Here is an 18,867-nt window from a genome sequence, read left to right as displayed (position 1 = left end):
GGCTTTTTTCGTTCTAAATACTACCGCGCATCGATTATGTCGATGAAACTAAAAGTATGTTTTCTGTCAAAGGCATCTATACATATTAAAGAACGTTTCAAAGGATTTAATTCAATTACAGTCATATAACTTGTAGGGAAATAAATATCTTTATAATAAGTGATCAATATTTCTTTTTCTGAAATGTAAGAGTGTAATAAAGTATCTTCAATTCTGTCTCTATCATCATATGGTGATACTTTTCGCGATTCTTTCATGTCAGTCGATTTTGATATTTTTGTACTACTCATGCTTTCTATTCTCCTAACAATATATTTTCTATATAGAAAGGTTCACCACTATGGAAGTAGGTACTACTGATCATTCAGAAGTACCGTATGTTCGTTTATTATGGATGATTGGAAGCCGAATTTGCTTAGTACTAAAAAATTATCAAATTCATTCACTTATTTATAGTAATTATTTGTCATTCTTGTACTTTTTTGAATGGGATTAAAACTTTATTAAGGTGAATCTGGATGAAGGTGGGCTAGTATGATAACTATCTCACCTCCTATTAAGAAAGCGTTGCTATATCACAGTATGACTTTCACGATATTGTCTAGGCGTCATACTAGTAATTTTTTTGAAGACTCGTGTGAAATAACTTTGATCATTAAAATTAAGCCAGGCACAAATATCTGATAATGGATAGGTCGTTAATGTTAATAATTTTTTTGCTTCTTCTACTCGTTCTCTCTGGATATATTCAATTAAAGAAATTCCCACTTCTTTTTTAAACAGTTTTGATAAATAAGTAGGAGAAATATGTAAAAGATTAGCAAGGTCATTCAGAGATATTTCATCGTAAATATGTTTGTGAATATGATTGAGGCACGTAGTAATGGAATTAGAATATGCTTGATTATTATATTCTTTCACACGTTCTGCAAAAGTGCATAATGCATCTTCAATTAACCTATTTACCGAATACATGTTATCTAGTTTTTCAATCGTTTGTATATATAAAGTACCGAGTGAAAAAGCAATATGTGATGGAAGGTTCCCTTCTATCGCATATCGAATAGCTAGCGTAATGGCGATAATGCCATTATTTTTTTGGTTTCTAAGTTGATCTCCTTTAGATGAAATTGCCGCATCTTCTTGTGGATATGAATACGCATATTGTATGACCTTTTCTTTATTGCCTTCTTTAATGGCTGAAAAAAATTTACGTTCCAATGATATGTCATAATTTTGCGGATCATGGCGGCGACGTTTTGAAATATATAAATCAGGATTTACAATTTTATAAGAAACATCTTCGAGTAATTTATTTTCTTTCCAGACAATATCTCTATCTAATTTTTCATTGGAAATTACGTAATGTAACCAAATACTTATATCAATTAGCGTACTTTTTTTTATCTCGGGTAGAGATTGGTAGTAGTCTACTCCTTGTTGCATTTTATTATTACAGTTGAAATATTTCATAAGTTTAATAGCCATTTCATCTGATACTTTTGGATAGGTAGTGGGGCCGATTATAAGTGTTCCTTTTATATGTTCATGATTTGTTATATGGATGCTAATGAAATTCTCAAGATACTTATTCCCTCTGAAAACTGGAAAATTACAAGGAGCGTTTTCTTGATAAATTTCATTAAGATGTTCTGCTTTAGAAGAATAAAACGGACTACCAATCGTATGAGAAGTAGATTCATATACAATTTTTTTATCCGTAGATAGAAATTGAACAGGAACATGAAACGTTCTATGTACAAGATCACATAAGTGCTGTAGGTCGATGGAATTATTCATTAGCTACTCCTTTTAAATAGTTTTGAAATATTACATATTAATTAGATCTACATTTGTTTCTATAAAATATAAATTTCTTATTCTTTTCATTTTTTTATTCACATGAAAAGAATTACATATATTGGATGGTAATGAAAGGTAATTTATTGATTAATTTCCGCAGATGTTGTATGAAAATAGACGTAGCGATAGCATCTTCCATAAAATTTCTTTTTATATCTATTATACCAAATTAATAAATATAAAAGAGGTATTTATATAGAGAATACGAAATGTTTCATTCTTCATAAAATCTTAAGAAATCTCCTCAATTTTTGTTAAGAAACGATAGTTATACTTAGAAACAAGTTAAAAACTATTGAACGAATGGGGAGAGGTTTACATGCAGCTCATAACATTCTTACATGAATTTATTAAACATCCGAAACATACTGGCGCTATTGCGCCAAGTTCAAAGATATTAGCAAAGAAAATGGTAGATGTAATTGATTTTAATAAGGCAAAGTGCATCGTAGAGTTAGGGCCTGGCACAGGGGTCTTTACGAAAGAGATTATGAAGAGAAAGAAAAAGGAGACAATATTTCTTCTTATTGAAATTAATGAAGTGTTTTGCAAAGAGTTAAAGAGAAAGTTTAAAGATGAACAGAACGTCATTGTCGTACACGGTTCAGCTGAAAATATAAAGAAATATATAGAAGAGTTCAATATAGAAAGCGTTGATTACGTTTTATCGGGATTGCCTTTTACTTCTTTACCAGAAGAAGTTTCAAAGCGAATTTTAAATAATGTAATGGAAGCGATACACGAGAAAGGTGAATTTATTACATTTCAATATTCACTTGTGAAAAAAGGATTTATCCAGCATTTCTTCCCTGAAATTACGCTAGAGAAAGTGTGGCTCAATTTCCCGCCAGCGTATGTCTTTAGCTGTAAAAAAGAGCTAAGGGGAGCATATGCATAATGGAATTACATGAATTATTATCTTATATTGAACAGTACGGTTATTGGGCATTATTTTTCTGTTTATGGTTGGGTATTATCGGTATGCCAATTCCAGACGAAATGATCGTAATGAGCGGTGGTTTTGTCTCTTCACTAGGGATATTAAGTGTCATTCCTGCATTTTTATTAACCTATTTCGGGGTTGTATCTGGGCTATCTTTAGGTTATATATTAGGAAAAATATTTGGTACGAAAGTACTGGATAAGCTAATGAAAAAGAAAAAAGCGAAATATCTTTTGAAATCTCAACAAATGGTAGAGAAGTATGGTCATTATGCGTTAGTCACAAGTTACTTTATACCAGTTATAAGACATATCGTACCGTATTTAGTGGGAATGAATAACATGTCATTTAAGATGTATGCTTTGTATTCTTATACGACAGGATTTGTTTGGACACTCGTTTACTTTGTGCTCGGTTCTTTATTTGGACAACATATTGAAAGTATTGTAGTAGTTGTGATAGAGTATGGCATGTATTTTGGCGGGATTGTTTTTGTTGTTGCGAGTGGTGCTTATTTGTATAAGCAAAGAAGAAGTACAGTGATGAGTAAATAGAATGAAGGTTTAAGCTTATTGAAAGTAGTATAAAAGGGAGAGTTATTTTGTAAAATAACTCTCCCTTTTAATGTAATAGTTCTTTATTACTTTCATTAGGTGTTGTCTGAAATACAGTTATATAAATTGTTAATATGGTTGTATTGATTAGATTAGCTAATACAGTCATAAAATCACTTGATGGAGTGATAAGAACGAAGATTGAAAGTATGGCAGAAGCAAGTGGAATAAACTTTTGTAGTGTAGTTAACTTTCCATTTTTATGAAGCTTCGAAGATTGAAAGAAGCAAAGTAAGAAAATAAAGGATGTAAATAATAATCCTAAATATCCCCATCCATCTTCAATATACCAAGGTAAAAAGCTCATTCTTGATGTGAAAATAAATAAATTGAATACTAATGTGCTAATGATTAGTGTATTTAAAATCGTGATATTTGTTTGTTTTTCCATTTGAATTACACTCCAGAATTTATTTTATCCCGTATTAAAGGGCAGTAAAACCCCTACTGATTAAAGTTTTACTTTATTGAGATGTTGTTACCATTTCCATAAATCTTTGTTCCATTTCATCCAAATCGAACGAGTGGCATATTCTGCGGTCTTCTTTATCTAAAATTCGATAATGTTGCGATAAAATATTTTGTTGTATTTGATAACCGTTCAATTCTTTTATTTGTCGCCACCATACTTTTCCTCCTAAAGTTTTCGGGAAGTTCGTATTGTAATGTGTAAAAGCGAGTGTTTTTATAATTTCATTCACATCATCCCCAAATGTCATTTGGACTGTATCACACTGCTCGAAGAGTGTTACGACACAAACGGCACCTGACCATGTTAGTGTGCGTCTTCCTTTTTCAATTTCCACTAATGTTTTCTTCGATAAACCAATAATTTCTGACATTTTATCTTGTGATAGATTATTTTCAACACGGATGAGTTTTAATTTTGAATTAACGAGTTTAATAAATTCTTGTTTATCCATTATGCATCTCCTTTTTCTTTATAGTGTAAAATTACACTAAAGGTGTAATTTTGTCAACTGTAACGTGAAGAGTTCTTTTTGTTTGTTTTTTGAGCTTACTAACTAATATTTCACTTTTAGTTTAAGAAAATGTTAAGAAACAGTACGAGTTTTTATTAAGAAATACGCCCTATACTTAGAAGCATCTTAAAGAAAACATAATGAAAGGCGGAATATAGATGAAAAGATTTATTTTTGGATCACTACTTGTTATCGTCGCAGGAGCGGCATATTTATTAAATGGGAGTACTGAGATTGATAGAATGAATCCATTTCTTGATATAGAATATCATTACGCAGTGATTAATAATGAGGGAAAAGAGATAGGCGACAGTAAAGGTCGTGAATATAAAGTGAAAGCTTATGATGAAAATGGTAATGAAAAAGAAGTTACAATTGACGGAGTAGATGAATTACCAAAAGGATCGTACTGGTATGTGCTTACAAGAGGGAAGCTTTTACATGACAAAGTACAAGTAACGCCAGATGAAATTCCTGATGGAGCAAAGGTGAAGTTAGGATTATAAGTATAAAACCGATTCTCAATGTGGGAATCGGCTTTGTTATTTTATGGTAAAGTTTAGTGGGGGAGGCGAGAGTGATGCTACTTATTGTTAGTCTTATTTTAATTGGATTTATGTGTAGTATGAGAATAGTATCTTTACATATGATAGAGCGAGAAAAGATAGAAGAGCGATATGTGTATTGTCCAAAATGTGATGGGAAAATTAGAAGAGGAAATTCTGCTCCTTTTTGTTCGAAATGTAATTTAATATTTTAACGAAAATTTATATTAAAAATTACAGAGTAAATCCAAATGCCGTGCTAATAAAAAGCCGAGCCAAAGTATTGAAACTTTAGCTTGGCTTTTTGCATTACACAATCGCAGGATTATAAATCATCGTAAAGTGTCCTTGTAATAGTTCAATATGACAAGGTGTATGAAGCGAGCTTTCCCCATCTGTATCTACTTCTTTTTCTTCTTTTGTTTCAATATGAATGGATTTCGCTTTTACATGGAAGATGTCATTTTCATTTGAGTCTTCAAATAGTTTCTTTCCGATATAATCTTTAAACGCTTGAATGCCCGTTGATTTTACGACGAAAATATCAAGTGTTCCGTCGTCGCACTTTACGTTTGGGATAAAGGACGGGATCCCGCCAAGATATTCACCGTTTCCAACCATAACAAGGACAGCTTCGTCTTCATATACTTGTCCATCGTACGTAATTTTTACGGGGAATGTTTCAGCATTTTTGACAGTTCGAATGGTGCTTAAATAGTAACCAATTTTCCCAAGCTTTGCTTTCTCTTCCGCATCAATATTGTTTGATACTTCAGAGACAAGTCCAATGCCCCAGAAGTTTAAGAAGTGTAGGTCATTTGCTTTTGCGACGTCAACTGGTTTTACATGTCCTTGTGTAATAAGTTTTGCAGCTTCTGCGATGTTTTGCGGAACGCCGAGTGTGCGAGAGAAGTCGTTGCAAGTTCCGCCTGGAATGATTGCAAGTGTAGGTCTAGTTTCAAGAGGTGCTAAGCCATTTGTGCATTCAAATACAGTGCCGTCACCACCAAAGACGATAATTAAATCTACTTTACTAGCAAACTCTTGGCAATATTTTGTTGCATCACCTTGCTTTTTCGTATGAAGGATATGTAAGTCAGGAAAGGCTGCCGCAAGAGGTGGTACGATTTTTGTTAAGTTTGCATGTAAATCGCCTTGTCCAGCTTTTGGGTTTACGATGAGAAGTACTTTTTCAAATTTTGTCTTTGTCATTATTTTCTCTCCCTTTGTCTTTTACGAATCGTGATAGAAAATAAACTTCCACCAGTAATTGATGGAAGTTTATTCTATTATATTATTTCGTTACAACTGAAGCGATAAATGGTAAGTTACGATATTTTTCTGCGCAGTCGATACCGTAACCAACGATAAATTCGTCTGGAATTTGGAAGCCAACATATTCAGCTTTTAAGTCCACCTTACGTCGCTCAGGTTTATCAAGTAACGTACAGAATTTCAATGCTTTCGGTTTATGCATAAAGAAGTGATCTTTTAAGAAGTGAAGTGTTAAACCAGAATCGATAATGTCTTCTACGACAATTACGTTTTTGCCAGTAATGTTTACATCGATATCTTTTAATAGTTTTACTTTTCCAGTTGTTTCTGTTTGATTTCCGTAGCTAGATGCAGAAATAAAGTCGATTGTTACATCGTTTTTAATGTGACGAATTAAATCAGCAGCGAATACGAAAGATCCTTTTAATACAGCGATTACTACGATTTCTTCTCCTTCAAAGTCACGTTCGATTTGAAGTGCTAGTTCTTTTACTTTTTCTTGTAATTGTTCTTCAGAAATTAAAGTGTCTTTTATTTCAATATTCATTGGGGTCCTCCTACAGTGTAAAACTTGTGAACATTTCGACTGTAAAGGATAGAAAGGAAAAAGTCAAAGAAGATATAAGTTTTTTTACAGAAATCCCCACAAAATAGTCAGATGATATGATATACTGACTATATTAAGAAAACGCTTCCATAAAGGGTGATTATGATGAGAAAGAAAGAGTATACAAGTGCAACATTTATAAAAGCATTACTTTTAACAATTGTTCTTGGTAGTTTGGCTTACATAATTGATGTACCAGCGATTCGGATTTCACTAATTGGAATGACTTTAGTATTAGGTGCAATTTCCCACGGTATGATGTCACAGTTGCAAGAAGCTGGAGTCGATCATATGAAAGATCATATAGATGAGAAATGAGAAACCTTCACGTATAGAGAGTGAAGGTTTTTTGTTTCTTACAAAAATGTAAGGTAGTTGTAAGGCAAATCGATAGTTGCCTAGTAGTGTTTTGGATAAACTATAAGTGTAAGGTAAAAGGCAAGCATATTTTAGGTAAATTAAGTTTTAGGCACTCTATATGTGAAAAAGGAGTAGGAGGGCATGGAGAAACGTTGGACGACCTTTTCTTTTTTAGCAACTAGCAACACCGTAATGCTAGCTGGCGAAATGGATTTTTTGCACTTGTTTGATCGAGAAGACGATCATTCTTCTTCTAAATTTACAATGAAATGGAGTAAGTGGAGCGATAGTTGTAGGTTTGAAGAAGAGACCCCTAACGAAGAGCAAAAGATTATTTTGACAAACCCTATTAAAGCATGGGTTGTTCAACGTCGTAAGTGTAACGTCAAAAATCACTTAAAGAAAACTGAGCCGAGACAATTAGTTATCGCTCCGGCCCGTTCTACTTCTAAATCACGCGAAAGTAACATGTAAATAATTGAGACACACACCCGAAAAAACATCGTATATATTGCGATGTTTTTTTATTTGTCTACAATGAAATCTTTAAATGAAATATATTTCATCTGCATCTTATATTTATATCTCTTGTTTATTCTATTGATACATCCGATGCGAAGTGATGTGAATAAAGTATAAGGGGAGAATTGAAGATGAAAAAGAAACTATTACCAATCTGTGCAATGGCACTGTTAACAGTAGGATATTCTTCAGTAGCAAGTGCCGATACTGGAACAGTAACAAAGGAAGATGCAGCGCAAGTACAACAAGATAAGGCTAAAAAAGAAGAAGCGATTAAGATACAGCAAAAGAGCGATGCAGAGAAAAAGCAAGCGGAGCAAGTACAAGAAAAAAGTGATATGGCTAAAAAAGAGGAAGCAATAAAAGCTGAGAAAAAAAGTGAAGAAGAGAAAAAGAGAATAGCACAAGAACAGTTAAAAAACGATATGGCCAAAAAAGAAGCAGCTAAAAAAGAAGTAGCAAAGCCAGCTGTACAAGGTAAAAAATTACCAAATACTGCATCAAATAATGTAGTGATGATGGGTCTAAGTGCATGTCTTGTAGCAATCGGTACATTATTTGGTTTGAATCGTCGCAATAAAGTTAAGGCGTAATTAAAATATTGTCCTATAAAGAATGGAATAATTTCATATATTAAAAATGGTAGGTTATTCCTACCATTTTTGGCATGGAGGGATGAAACATGAAGTTACTCAATTATATCGGTATCATATTGATGGCTATAGGACTATTTATGGGATCATATTACGCTATGGAATGGTATAAAGGAAAAAGCTCTGCTCAACAATTAACGAAAGAAGAACTAAAGAGCCTTGAAAATATACAACATAATCAACTTTCTTACGAAACACCTGTAAATTCCCAAGTGCCTTCTTCTCAAACAGAGCATAAAGAAGGAGAAAAGGTTGCACTGTTAAATATACCGAAAATAAAGAAGAAGTTTTCTATATACTGGGGAGCGGATGAGACAACGCTGAAAAAAGGAGTTGGAATGTTCGTTAGTGATTTAACGACAACGCCATCTGGAGGGGGACATACTGTACTGAGTGGGCACCGGGACACTGTATTTACTGATTTAGGAGAGTTAAAAGAAAAAGACACTCTTGTTTTAGAGTATGATAATAAAATGTACACATACGAAATTCAAAAGATATGGATTACCCATGCGGATGATCGTACTGTTATTATAAAAAAAGAAGAACCGATATTAACACTGACAACGTGCTATCCGTTTGATTATATAGGGGATGCACCAGATAGATATATTATCGAGGCGAAGTTAAAGACTAGTTATTCAAAATGAAGTTGTAGTTTTGAAAGCGAGAGGGGGATATATGAGTTATGTCAAAAAACATTTTAATTGTGGAAGATGAAGATATTTTACGTGAAATATTAAAAGATTATTTTTTGAGTGAGCAATATGTAGTGTTTGAAGCAAGAGATGGGAAAGAAGCTTTAGTTGTATTTGAGGAAGAAGAGGTTGATTTAGTTATTTTAGATATTATGTTGCCGGAACTTGATGGGTGGTCCGTTTGCCGCAGAATCCGTAAAACATCCGAGGTTCCTATTATTATGCTGACAGCTCGTGTTGATGAAGATGATACGTTACTTGGATTTGAACTTGGAGCAGATGACTATGTGACGAAGCCGTATAGCCCACCCATTTTATTAGCTAGAGCGAAAAGATTGTTAGAAAGTAGAAAAGTAACAAAGCAACTGTTAGAGAATGAAGATGATACATTATCAATTCATGGTATTCACGTCCATTTCCCGTCGCGTACTGTTACGATAGAAAGAACAGACATTAATTTAACACATACAGAATTTGAAATATTAGCGTATTTTATGAAAAATCAAGGGATTGTTTTAACACGAGAGCAATTAATTTCAAGAATTTGGGGATACGAATTTGCCGGTGATGACCGAACGGTTAATAGTCATATTCGTAATTTGCGAAATAAATTAGGAGAGAAAGCGAAGTACATTACCACTGTAGTACGAACGGGATATAAATTTGAGGGGAATGTATGAGAAAAGGGATTGTTCTCAAATTATTTACTCTCACAACAGCATTATGTATGTTAATTTTAGCGACGATATTTATTGGACAAACGATATTTTTTAAACAATATTACGCGAATCGAAAAGTGGAAGATATTAAAGTTAACTTAAATTCCTTTGAGAAGAGTTATTTGAATTATGTAGGAAATACAGAAGAAATTAAGCGACTGGAGCAAGATTTTTTAAGAGAAAATAATACGTGGATTACGACATTAGACCAGAATGGGAATTTAAAACATGCGGATGATTTCTATTTTGAGGTAGCGATAGATCGTAGGCAACAAAAGAGTTTTGGACAACAAATATTCAAAATTCCTTTATACAATCTCATCAATATAGAGGAGATTGATAATAAATCATCAAATGCATTTTTAGGACAAGAAATTTATTTTTCTGGCGTGAAAAAAGATGATAGTTATATTCCATTCTCTTTCGCGTTAGGCAAGCAAAATTTAAGCGGATCTAATAAACCGTTAGAAAAAGCGTTTCAGGAGAAAATGAAATTAAATGAGGAGGAAAAGAGAGCAGCCGGGGAACAACTTGCTAAGGAAAAGAAACCGGCTGTCCAGGAAGAATCTGCTCAAGAATTAGATGCTTACATAAGTGGGCGTGTTACGAAAGTTCAGCTTCCTGATGTAACAGGTCCTATAAATCCAATTTATAAAAATAGCATCTTCTTAGATAACATAAAAGAATTTCAAACTAATTTATTATTAAAAGAGAGCAAGCAAATCCAATATGCAATACAAACAATGGACTATGAAAAAAATGATATTAAATATAAATTATTAATCAAGCCAACAAAAGAAAAAGATGGATCAGTAACTTATATATATGCGATGGCTTCTTTACAGCCTGTAGATGAAGCTGTACAAATGGTGCAAGATTACTATATTTACATCATTGCATTTGTAGTTGTTCTTATTTTTCTAGCGTCATTCTATTATTCAAAACAAATTGCAAAGCCGTTATTAAAAATAAATGATACAACGAAGAAAATAGCGCATTTAGATTTTACAGAACAAATACCGATTACTTCAAAAGATGAAATTGGTGATTTATCGAAAAATATTAATGTATTGTCCAATAAACTCCATTCCCATATTGGACAGCTAGAACAAGATATTGAAAAGGAAAGAAAATTAGAAAAGACGCGGAAAGAATTTATTTCTGGTGTTTCGCATGAACTAAAAACACCGCTGAGTATTATGAAAAGCTGTATTTCTATTTTAAAAGATGGAGTAGCTGAGCATAAAAAGGAGTATTATTTTCAAGCGATGGAACGAGAAGTAGATAAAATGGATACGTTAATTTTGGAGATGCTGGAGTTAGCTAAATTTGAGTCAGGTACATATAAAATGAAAAAGGATGCATTTTATATTGATGCAGTAATTGAAGATATATGTGAACATCTTTCTGTAGAAATAGAGAAAAAAGAACTTCGTGTTCATAAAAATATAGGTCCATTTGAAGTAGTCGCAAATCAAGGCCGGATTGAACAAGTCATCGTGAACTTCATTACGAATGCCATACGTTATACACCAAATAAAGAAGATATTATTATTTCTACAATAGATGAGAAGGATCGTATCAAAGTGTGTATTGAAAATAAAGGCACTCACATTGAAGAAGAGCAATTAGATAAAATTTGGGATCGTTTTTATCGCGTGGATGCAGCTCGCAAGCGTTCACAAGGTGGAACGGGGCTTGGGCTAGCTATTTCTAAAAATATTTTAGAGCTACACGAAGCTGAATATGGAGTAAAGAATACAGAAGACGGTGTATTATTTTACTTCTATTTACCGAAAAAAGCGTAGACAATGTAATCTACGCTTTTTTAATTTATTTTCATATTATCTTTACCTAATCTTTATTTTTAAGCGATATAATCGGGTTAGAAAATGAGGTTATGTAAGGAGTCGATGAACCGTGCATAGCAATTGGCTAAGTATAATGGTATTTATTTTCTTTTGTGCATTTATTGTATTTCTAATTGATATTACGATATGAAAAAAGAGCGCTTATTAAGCGCTCTTTTTCTTCGAGTTCAGTTGATAAGCATTGATGCTTTTGAATAAACGTGGTGAAGTAAGAAATAAAAATATAAGTAGAACGGTACATAGAATATAGGAACCAATCATTACACTACCGTTTACAATTAATGAATATAGGACAGCTGATTGACCTTTCGGTGCATATTGTCCCCAGAAAATAATACCGGCAATAAAGTGACAGAAATAGCGAGCAAAGCTACCAACAAATGTAGCAAGAATAATGTAACCAATAACTTTTTTTCCTTCGTTTTTCTTTTGTGAAGGTTTGTCTTTACGGCTACTTAAACTGGATTGTTCTAAGCTATTTTCATTGGATGTTAAAATGGCTTTTTGAATTGGACGATAGAATAAACCAGCAAATCCAATGAATGCAAAAGCAACGAAGTATTCAATTAGTACTTGAATTGGTGTGACGATAATGGCATCGCCTACGACAATTTGTAATAATCCCCAAATTAAGCCTCCTAAGAAAGCCATTTTGAAGCCCCAGCGGTATGCGATAATAAAAATAGGAATCATAGCGAATGAGATGGAACCACCTGTTGGAATTTTGATTGATATTGGTAAAATGTCGATGACCAAGGCGAAGGCTGCAAGAATTGCAGATTCGATCATCGCTTGTAAATTGGTGTTACGCATGTTGTCTCCCCCTAAATCCAAGTTGTACAAAAAAGAATAGATATCATAGGAGGATACGAAATACGTAAATAAAAAAGAGGTATGTATTTCGGACGTTTGCACAATCCCTGCGTTAGCATTAACTAACAGGTTCGAAGGGTCGGAACGAAGTGTTCCCTCTCAGCGACATGGCTCCCCCTGTGATAACGAGATTCTTTATTTGCTATTGTTTATTGTAAGCGAAATGGATGAGAATGGCAAATGAATACAGTATGACAATAATTGAAATAGAATTGTAGCGAAATGTTAATAAATATGAAGCAAAAGGGTATAGTACAAGAGAAATTGGGTGTGGTATAATTTTTTTGAAAATAATTATCATTCTCTTCTGAGGGGGAAGGTTATGAGCTTAGTAGATATTAAAATTGGAGAGAAAGTATTAGTAAAAAGTATTCAGTCTGTAGATCAGCTATTAAAGCGTAGACTAGCTGCTTTCGGTCTTGCTGAAGGAAGCGAACTTCGCCTGAAACAGAAAGCGATGTTTAAAGGTCCTTGTACATTGGAGTGTCGTGGACAGTTAATTAGTATTCGTCATTGTGACGCGAAAATGATAAAGGTGGAATTAGCGTGAATAAGGTAGCTTTGCTAGGGAATCCGAATACAGGGAAGACATCATTATTTAATGCACTTACTGGTTCTTATGAGTATGTAGGAAACTGGAGCGGTGTAACAGTAGAAAAGAAGGTTGGTAAATTAAAAGATAAGCAAGGAACATTAATTGATTTACCAGGCGTTTATGATTTAAATCCAGTTTCGCGTGATGAAGGTGTCGTTACGAATTTTCTACTAACAGACGAATTTCATCATATGTTAAATATAGTGGATTCTTCGCAATTCGAGAGAAATATGCACTTAACATTGCAATTGCTTGAATTTGGTAAACCGGTTTCGATTGGTTTAAACATGGTTGATGTGGCGAAGCAAAGAGGAATTGTAATTGATGTAAAACGGTTATCAGAACTATTAGGTGTAACAGTCGTTCCTGTCGTTGCAAGAAGCGGAAAAGGCTGTGAAGAACTACTTGCTACTCTTAAAGAAAATGACAAAAAAGAGAAAAAGCCATTCATTATTTCATATGGTGTACAAATGGATGAAGGAATTGGAGAGGTAATAACTCTTTTAGAAACAGCGAATTATAAGCATCCAAGATGGTTAGCCCTTCAATTTTTAAGCAATAACGAAGTAGTAGAAAAAGAAATGAAAGCATTACCAATTTATAAGGAACTTGTAGCCATTCGATCTCGCTTAGAAGGAAAACTTGATTGTACGTTGGAAGAGCACATTTACAAAACTCGTGAAGCGTATATTGAAAAGTTAAAAACAAATGTTATGCAGCAAGAGAAAGAAGGAAAAATTCCTTTTTCGGAAAAAATGGATAGATTAATTACACATAAAATTTTAGGACTTCCAATCTTTTTAGCAGTTATGTTTTTTATTTTTCAGGTTACGTTTACGTGGATTGGTACACCTTTATCGGATATGTTAGATGGCTTTTTTGGTGGACAGCTTACGGATTGGGTGACAGCTGGGCTCACAAGTGTTGGAGCTTCTGAATTTATTCAAGCGCTCGTTACAGAAGGTATTATTGCCGGCGTTGGTGCGGTATTAGTATTCGTTCCACAAATCTTTGCACTATTCTTTTTCATTTCATTATTAGAAGACTCCGGATATATGGCGCGAATTGCAGTTGTTATGGATAGAATTATGGAGTTCTTCGGTTTAAACGGAAAAGCATTCATTCCGATGATTATCGGTTTTGGATGTAATGTTCCAGGTATTATGGCAGCGAGAACGATTGAACAAGAAAAAGAACGTTTACTTACAGTGCTTGTAACACCGTTTATGTCTTGTTCAGCACGTTTACCTGTATATGCATTATTTGCGGGAGTGTTCTTCCCTAATAGTCAGGCAACTGTTGTATTTTCTTTATATGTTGCAGGTATTGTGCTTGCGTTATTAGTTACAAAAATTATGTCTCTGACAATTTTAAAGGCGGAAAAGTCTATTTTCGTCATTGAATTACCTCCTTACCGCGTGCCACAAGCGAAAACGTTATGGTTAAGTACGTGGGAGAAAGGAAAAGGATTTGTTCGTAAAGCAGGTACATTCATCTTCGGTGGTTCTGTTGTCATTTGGCTATTAAATTATGCAGGTCCATCAGGATTTGGTGTGGATATGGGAGACAGTTACTTAGCGATGATTGGTGGATTTATCGCACCACTATTTGCACCGCTTGGATTTGGAACGTGGCAAGCTGCGGCATCCCTTTTAACAGGATTTTTAGCGAAAGAAGTTGTCGTTTCTACAATGGCAATTATTTATGCGGTGAAAGAAGATGTGTTAGGAAATGTTATGGGAGCACATTATACTGCGTTATCAGCATATGCATTTATGTTCTTTATTTTATTATATGTTCCGTGTTTAGCGACAGTAGCTGTTATTAAACGTGAAACAGGATCAGCGAAGTGGACGATTTTCTCTGTCGTTTATCCACTCGTTGTTGCTTATGTATTAACGTTCATTATATACCAAGTTGGATCCTTACTCGGATTCTAGAAGGAGATGTATTAGAGTGATGGTCAATATTATAATTGGAGCTATCATTTTTGGTTATGCAGCATACACGTTAGTTAATTTTGTAAAGAGAAGTAAAAAGGGAAAATGCGCAGCATGTTCTTTAAATAAGTCATGTCAGTCTCAAACTTGTAGTCCGGATATGGAGCACATTGCTCATAAATAGAAAAAAGCTTTGCGAATTTCGCAAAGCTTTTTTTGTTTTACTTTTTAATTTTTACAAGTTGAGAAGCTTCTACTCCATTTGCTCCAGGTAGCTCTTTGCTTGGGTCTTTATCAAATTTCAAAATACCTACAGATTTTTCTTCACCTTTTACATTTACATATGTTGCATCATCAACGATAGCAAACATATCTGCATAAGAACGGCCATCACCGATAATTGTGTTGCCTTCATATTTTAATTTTGCTCCGTCAAGCGTAGCATTTTCTACTTTCTCTTTTGCAAACAGCACGCCTTCTTCTGCTGTTACAGTTGGTAATTTATCGATCGCCTTTGTATCATCATTTTTACCGACTTTTTTAAGTAGTTCTTTCTTAACAAGTTCATCACCAGTTTTCTTATCCATTACAAGTACTTTTTTACCCTCTAATGTTGCCATTTTCATTTTATAGAAGTCTTTTTCTTTTACTTCTTTCTTATTTTGATCTGTAATTTTTTGAACTTGCTCTTCTGATCCGTATAATACTAAGCCGTTCGCTTTCTCTCCTAATAAAGAACAACCTGATAATGCTCCAAGTGAAATTGCTGCTGCTAATCCGATTCCTACTAATTTTTTCATGATGATTTCTCCTTTTATATGTTTTATAGTAATACATTTTTTGTATTAGTTTTGAAATGATGAGAAGCTTGTTTGTTGCTTCTGGTATTAGTGTATAAGAAATATTGAAACGTAACTATCGAGTTAGCTTACAGTAACATTACAATAATGTAATTTAGTGAAAGTGCATAAAAATAAGTCAATTCTAAAGAGAATGAATGAGAATATATTAGAAATACAATGTTATATATGGAATGTCATATTATATTGGCTGTATTTTGGAAATAACATGTAAGGACATATTAGTTTTGTTATAATAAACACATAGGTTGTAAAAATGAATATTCTTTACTGTTAAGGGAGATTTTTCAGTTTTCCAAGTAGTGAATTTGAAATATGAGGTAAGTCATAGGAGGAATTAGAATGTCTGTATTTAAACGATTAAGAGATTTAACAATGTCGAATGTATATTCATTAATTGAGAAAGCAGAAGATCCAGTTAAGATGACGGATCAATATTTACGCGATATGCAAGCTGATGTACAAGAAGCTGAGAAAAGTGTAGCAGCTCAAATCGCACTTGAGAAGAAATTCAAAATATTATTTGAAGAGCAAGAAGCACTTGTGAAAAAACGTGAAGAGCAAGCTCATATGGCTGTTCAAGCAAGCAATCTTGATCTTGCGCGTCGTGCTCTTGAAGAAAAACAAAACGCAGAGCAAAAGATGAATGAGTATAAAGCAAGCTATGAGCAAAACAAAGCTGCTGCTGATAATCTTCGCCTGAAGCTAGAAGAAATGCGTAAGCAATTAACAGAGCTGAAAAATAAACGTGAAACACTTGTAGCACGTGTAAATGCAGCGAAAGCACAAAAAAATATTAATCAGGCGATGTCTGGATTTGATTCAAATTCAGCAAAAGCTGGTTTAAGCCGTATGGAAGAGAAAGCTCTTCAATTAGAAGCTGAAGCAGAAGCAAGTGGCGAAGTGTATAAGAAGGAAAAATCATTAGATGATGAATTCGCAAGCTTAAACAAAAATTCTGCTGTTGACGATGAATTAGCTCGTATTATGAAGCAGTATGAGAAATAATATAGAATAGACAAAGAAACCGACATGTCTGAAGAGAATTCATGTCGGTTTTCTATTATTTTTTTAGAGGAGGTTTTGCAATGACATGGACAAATGTGTTAGCCATGCTTGTATGGACTGGAGCAAGTGCAGTACTTTTATTTGCAATTATGTGGGTTGATTCAATTTTTACGAAATACAATGATTTAAAAGAAATAAAGAGTGGGAACACAGCTGTAACAACGCGTTTCGTTATGAAATTATTCGCACAAGGGTACATTTTATCTCAATCCATAACGAAAGCAAACGACTTATGGCAAGCACTACTTGCATCAGCAGTTTCTTTCGTTATTTTATTAGTGGTAGAAATGTTTATCGAATTTGTGTTAAAGAAAATGGCTGGTTTAGATTTAGAAGAAGGTACGAAAGAAGGCAGTGTTGCACATGCGATGTTGGCCGGATCATTACATATCGTTGGTGCACTTATTTTAGGTGCTTGTTTATAAAGAGAGAAGGAGGGATAAATCATGAGTTTATTTAAACGAATTAAAAATATAATGAAGAGCCCAGAGCCGCCGAAACCAGAGAAAAGTTTGTTAACGTTAGCTCCTGGCGATATGATTGAAGTTTCATTAGTTATGTACGAATTAATTGGGAAAACGAGTATGCATTCTCGTAAAGAAATTGTTTTAACGCTGCAAGACGGGAAAGATATTCGTTATTTAAAAATTGAAGACCGTGAAAATATGTATTACAAATTATATACACCCATTGATGGTCGCTTAGATTCGATTGATGAAATTCCGACGACAATTGAAATGGATGATACAGAGTACCATATGGAAGAGCAATATAACGGACGTGTTGTTGTGATGGGGAAAACACCATTTTCTGCTTCAGAGGAACAGCATGTATGGGAATTCCAATCCGATAACCGAAAATTATTGCGTATTGAATGGCAAAATGGTCGCACAATGATGTATGAGGGAGAAGCAATTATTCCTGCTGATGTACAAATTATAAGAGCAACGTAAGGGGGCGTAATCATGTCAAACCGATTGTTTACCATGATTAAATCGTTCGTGATCCCTATACTTGCTATCGTTACATTACTTGTTGTTGCTGGATATGCCTTATCGGGTTGTCAAGGCGGGCAGACAAAGTCGATTCAAGATCGTTATCCACTTGAGTCTGTTGCAAAAGAAGGTAAACAAGAATCTTACGTGTATAGGGCCGCCAATCGGTCAGTTCCTGAAGTCGCGAAGGAACTTATAGCCGAAAGGAAACCGAAGCAAGCATCTAAAGAAGACGAAAATCAAATGTTCCTCGTTTATTCTGATAAAATGTATAATTTGCAAAAGGATAAAGAGAAACCATCTGATACGTTAATTGAAGTAAGCAATGAAGAATTTGTCCGTCAAAATTACCAACCATCCTTCCTGCAAGGATATATTATGGGAAGCATATTAAACGATATATTCGGTTCAAAAAAATCATCATCCGGTGATTACCGAGGATATAATGACAGACAAAATCATCAACCAGTTATTCCAGAAAGACCACCTACGAAAGAAGAAAAGAAAACCCCACCTCCAATTACGAAGGAAGGGAAAGGATCTATCATTAAGCGAGGCGATAATGTAGATTCGAAATCTTCTGTAGGAGATACAGGAAGTATTACGAAAAAAGGAAGTAGTACCCCTCCGCCGTCTACTGGAAGCAAAGGGAAAATCACAAAAACACCAGGTGGCTCGAGCGGATCAGATGTGAAGCCGAAATCATCTATTAAAACGCCGCCAAAGAATACATCTCCTCCAAAAACGAGGGTTGGTGGTTCAGGAAAGATTACGAAGAGAAGATAGTTATAGAGACCGAAAAGTGGAATTTGCTTTTCGGTCTTTTTATTCTGGGAATTAATTCCTTGTAGCTGGTACAATTAAGTTATAAGGAGGAGGTTAT

25 protein-coding genes and 1 riboswitch are annotated in these 18,867 nt (G+C 34.1%); of the genes, 17 read left to right on the top strand and 8 right to left on the bottom strand.

The annotated features are described in order from the left end of the window. Nucleotides 1-20 precede the first annotated feature (20 nt). Both MR115_RS10655 and MR115_RS10650 read right to left on the bottom strand, forming a co-directional pair. Nucleotides 21-290: a YolD-like family protein gene (locus MR115_RS10655; RefSeq protein WP_242241170.1), complete on the bottom strand. Its 270-nt coding sequence runs from the start codon at nucleotides 288-290 to the stop codon at nucleotides 21-23. A 280-nt stretch (nucleotides 291-570) separates the two neighbouring features. Further along, nucleotides 571-1,800, bottom strand: coding sequence for a helix-turn-helix domain-containing protein (locus MR115_RS10650; protein ID WP_242241168.1), 1,230 nt, complete (start codon nucleotides 1,798-1,800; stop codon nucleotides 571-573). A 382-nt stretch (nucleotides 1,801-2,182) separates the two neighbouring features. Between MR115_RS10650 and MR115_RS10645 the strand changes: the two genes are divergently transcribed. After that, complete coding sequence (locus MR115_RS10645) at nucleotides 2,183-2,761, top strand: class I SAM-dependent methyltransferase (RefSeq protein WP_242241167.1); 579 nt, start codon at nucleotides 2,183-2,185, stop codon at nucleotides 2,759-2,761. Then, nucleotides 2,761-3,360, top strand: a complete 600-nt coding sequence (locus MR115_RS10640) for a DedA family protein (protein WP_242241165.1) — start codon at nucleotides 2,761-2,763, stop codon at nucleotides 3,358-3,360. The genes MR115_RS10645 and MR115_RS10640 overlap by 1 nt, the downstream gene beginning before the upstream one ends. A gap of 67 nt (nucleotides 3,361-3,427) precedes the next feature. On the opposite strand, the gene MR115_RS10635 is transcribed toward MR115_RS10640, so the two are convergent. Further along, nucleotides 3,428-3,811 carry a hypothetical protein gene (locus MR115_RS10635; RefSeq protein WP_242241162.1) on the bottom strand — a complete coding sequence of 128 codons (384 nt, stop codon included), beginning with the start codon at nucleotides 3,809-3,811 and terminating at the stop codon, nucleotides 3,428-3,430. A gap of 73 nt (nucleotides 3,812-3,884) precedes the next feature. Further along, entirely contained in the window at nucleotides 3,885-4,343 is a 459-nt protein-coding gene (locus MR115_RS10630; protein ID WP_242241160.1) for a helix-turn-helix transcriptional regulator, read from the bottom strand. 218 nt (nucleotides 4,344-4,561) lie between these two features. Here MR115_RS10630 and MR115_RS10625 point away from each other — a divergent pair, with 218 nt between their 5' ends. Together MR115_RS10625 and MR115_RS10620 are read left to right on the top strand one after the other, a co-directional pair. Beyond that, nucleotides 4,562-4,909, top strand: coding sequence for a YxeA family protein (locus MR115_RS10625; protein ID WP_242241158.1), 348 nt, complete (start codon nucleotides 4,562-4,564; stop codon nucleotides 4,907-4,909). Nucleotides 4,910-4,983: 74 nt separating this feature from the next. Then, nucleotides 4,984-5,163: a hypothetical protein gene (locus MR115_RS10620; protein ID WP_000924667.1), complete on the top strand. Its 180-nt coding sequence runs from the start codon at nucleotides 4,984-4,986 to the stop codon at nucleotides 5,161-5,163. A gap of 94 nt (nucleotides 5,164-5,257) precedes the next feature. Here MR115_RS10620 and MR115_RS10615 read toward each other — a convergent pair whose 3' ends face one another. Both MR115_RS10615 and hpt read right to left on the bottom strand, forming a co-directional pair. Then, entirely contained in the window at nucleotides 5,258-6,160 is a 903-nt protein-coding gene (locus MR115_RS10615) for a diacylglycerol/lipid kinase family protein (RefSeq protein WP_242241156.1), read from the bottom strand. Between the two features lie 82 nt (nucleotides 6,161-6,242). Continuing rightward, nucleotides 6,243-6,770, bottom strand: coding sequence for a hypoxanthine phosphoribosyltransferase (gene hpt / locus MR115_RS10610; protein WP_001019305.1), 528 nt, complete (start codon nucleotides 6,768-6,770; stop codon nucleotides 6,243-6,245). A 162-nt stretch (nucleotides 6,771-6,932) separates the two neighbouring features. On the opposite strand from hpt, the gene MR115_RS10605 reads away from it, so the two are divergent. The 6 genes from MR115_RS10605 to MR115_RS10580 all read left to right on the top strand — a co-directional run bounded on the left by MR115_RS10605 (nucleotide 6,933) and on the right by MR115_RS10580 (nucleotide 11,590). After that, nucleotides 6,933-7,148, top strand: a complete 216-nt coding sequence (locus tag MR115_RS10605; RefSeq protein WP_061677576.1) for a hypothetical protein — start codon at nucleotides 6,933-6,935, stop codon at nucleotides 7,146-7,148. A gap of 183 nt (nucleotides 7,149-7,331) precedes the next feature. After that, a complete protein-coding gene (locus MR115_RS10600; RefSeq protein ID WP_000415602.1) occupies nucleotides 7,332-7,664 on the top strand; it encodes a hypothetical protein in 333 nt (110 codons plus the stop codon). 179 nt (nucleotides 7,665-7,843) lie between these two features. Then, complete coding sequence (locus MR115_RS10595) at nucleotides 7,844-8,305, top strand: LPXTG cell wall anchor domain-containing protein (protein WP_242241153.1); 462 nt, start codon at nucleotides 7,844-7,846, stop codon at nucleotides 8,303-8,305. Between the two features lie 89 nt (nucleotides 8,306-8,394). After that, nucleotides 8,395-9,015, top strand: coding sequence for a class D sortase (locus MR115_RS10590; protein WP_242241151.1), 621 nt, complete (start codon nucleotides 8,395-8,397; stop codon nucleotides 9,013-9,015). 38 nt (nucleotides 9,016-9,053) lie between these two features. Continuing rightward, nucleotides 9,054-9,743, top strand: coding sequence for a response regulator transcription factor (locus tag MR115_RS10585; protein ID WP_242241148.1), 690 nt, complete (start codon nucleotides 9,054-9,056; stop codon nucleotides 9,741-9,743). Then, the gene (locus MR115_RS10580) at nucleotides 9,740-11,590 is read left to right on the top strand and encodes a sensor histidine kinase (protein WP_242241146.1); all 1,851 of its coding nucleotides are present in this window, start codon (nucleotides 9,740-9,742) and stop codon (nucleotides 11,588-11,590) included. Before MR115_RS10585 ends, MR115_RS10580 begins: the two co-directional genes overlap by 4 nt. A 207-nt stretch (nucleotides 11,591-11,797) precedes the next feature. Here the strand turns inward: MR115_RS10580 and thiT are convergent, their stop codons facing one another. Continuing rightward, on the bottom strand, nucleotides 11,798-12,466 hold the full coding sequence (thiT, locus tag MR115_RS10575) for an energy-coupled thiamine transporter ThiT (RefSeq protein WP_242241144.1): 669 nt from the start codon (nucleotides 12,464-12,466) through the stop codon (nucleotides 11,798-11,800). An 86-nt stretch (nucleotides 12,467-12,552) separates the two neighbouring features. Continuing rightward, nucleotides 12,553-12,654: riboswitch (TPP riboswitch) on the bottom strand. Between the two features lie 194 nt (nucleotides 12,655-12,848). Here thiT and MR115_RS10570 point away from each other — a divergent pair. The 3 genes from MR115_RS10570 to MR115_RS10560 are packed head-to-tail and all read left to right on the top strand — an operon-like array spanning nucleotide 12,849 to nucleotide 15,245. Next, nucleotides 12,849-13,076, top strand: coding sequence for a FeoA family protein (locus MR115_RS10570; RefSeq protein ID WP_242241142.1), 228 nt, complete (start codon nucleotides 12,849-12,851; stop codon nucleotides 13,074-13,076). Next, nucleotides 13,073-15,061, top strand: a complete 1,989-nt coding sequence (feoB, locus tag MR115_RS10565) for a ferrous iron transport protein B (protein WP_242241141.1) — start codon at nucleotides 13,073-13,075, stop codon at nucleotides 15,059-15,061. The genes MR115_RS10570 and feoB overlap by 4 nt, the downstream gene beginning before the upstream one ends. 16 nt (nucleotides 15,062-15,077) lie before the next feature. Then, a complete protein-coding gene (locus MR115_RS10560) occupies nucleotides 15,078-15,245 on the top strand; it encodes a FeoB-associated Cys-rich membrane protein (RefSeq protein WP_061677562.1) in 168 nt (55 codons plus the stop codon). A 37-nt stretch (nucleotides 15,246-15,282) separates the two neighbouring features. Here the strand turns inward: MR115_RS10560 and MR115_RS10555 are convergent, their stop codons facing one another. Then, on the bottom strand, nucleotides 15,283-15,861 hold the full coding sequence (locus MR115_RS10555; protein WP_242241139.1) for a lipoprotein BA_5634 family protein: 579 nt from the start codon (nucleotides 15,859-15,861) through the stop codon (nucleotides 15,283-15,285). 402 nt (nucleotides 15,862-16,263) lie between these two features. Between MR115_RS10555 and MR115_RS10550 the strand changes: the two genes are divergently transcribed. The 4 genes from MR115_RS10550 to MR115_RS10535 all read left to right on the top strand — a co-directional run bounded on the left by MR115_RS10550 (nucleotide 16,264) and on the right by MR115_RS10535 (nucleotide 18,770). Next, nucleotides 16,264-16,929: a PspA/IM30 family protein gene (locus MR115_RS10550; RefSeq protein ID WP_000110287.1), complete on the top strand. Its 666-nt coding sequence runs from the start codon at nucleotides 16,264-16,266 to the stop codon at nucleotides 16,927-16,929. Between the two features lie 80 nt (nucleotides 16,930-17,009). Further along, entirely contained in the window at nucleotides 17,010-17,414 is a 405-nt protein-coding gene (locus tag MR115_RS10545; RefSeq protein WP_061677558.1) for a DUF350 domain-containing protein, read from the top strand. Between the two features lie 21 nt (nucleotides 17,415-17,435). Further along, the gene (locus tag MR115_RS10540) at nucleotides 17,436-17,942 is read left to right on the top strand and encodes a DUF4178 domain-containing protein (protein WP_098218450.1); all 507 of its coding nucleotides are present in this window, start codon (nucleotides 17,436-17,438) and stop codon (nucleotides 17,940-17,942) included. Between the two features lie 12 nt (nucleotides 17,943-17,954). Further along, complete coding sequence (locus MR115_RS10535) at nucleotides 17,955-18,770, top strand: DUF4247 domain-containing protein (protein WP_132135391.1); 816 nt, start codon at nucleotides 17,955-17,957, stop codon at nucleotides 18,768-18,770. The last annotated feature ends 97 nt before the right edge of the window (nucleotides 18,771-18,867 follow it).

The sequence above is a fragment of the Bacillus cereus group sp. BfR-BA-01309 genome (genome assembly GCF_022664315.1).
Classification (GTDB): Bacteria; Bacillota; Bacilli; order Bacillales; family Bacillaceae_G; genus Bacillus_A; species Bacillus_A mobilis.
Note: the sequence above shows the minus strand (reverse complement) of the source record. Positions and strands in the feature narration are given on the sequence as shown.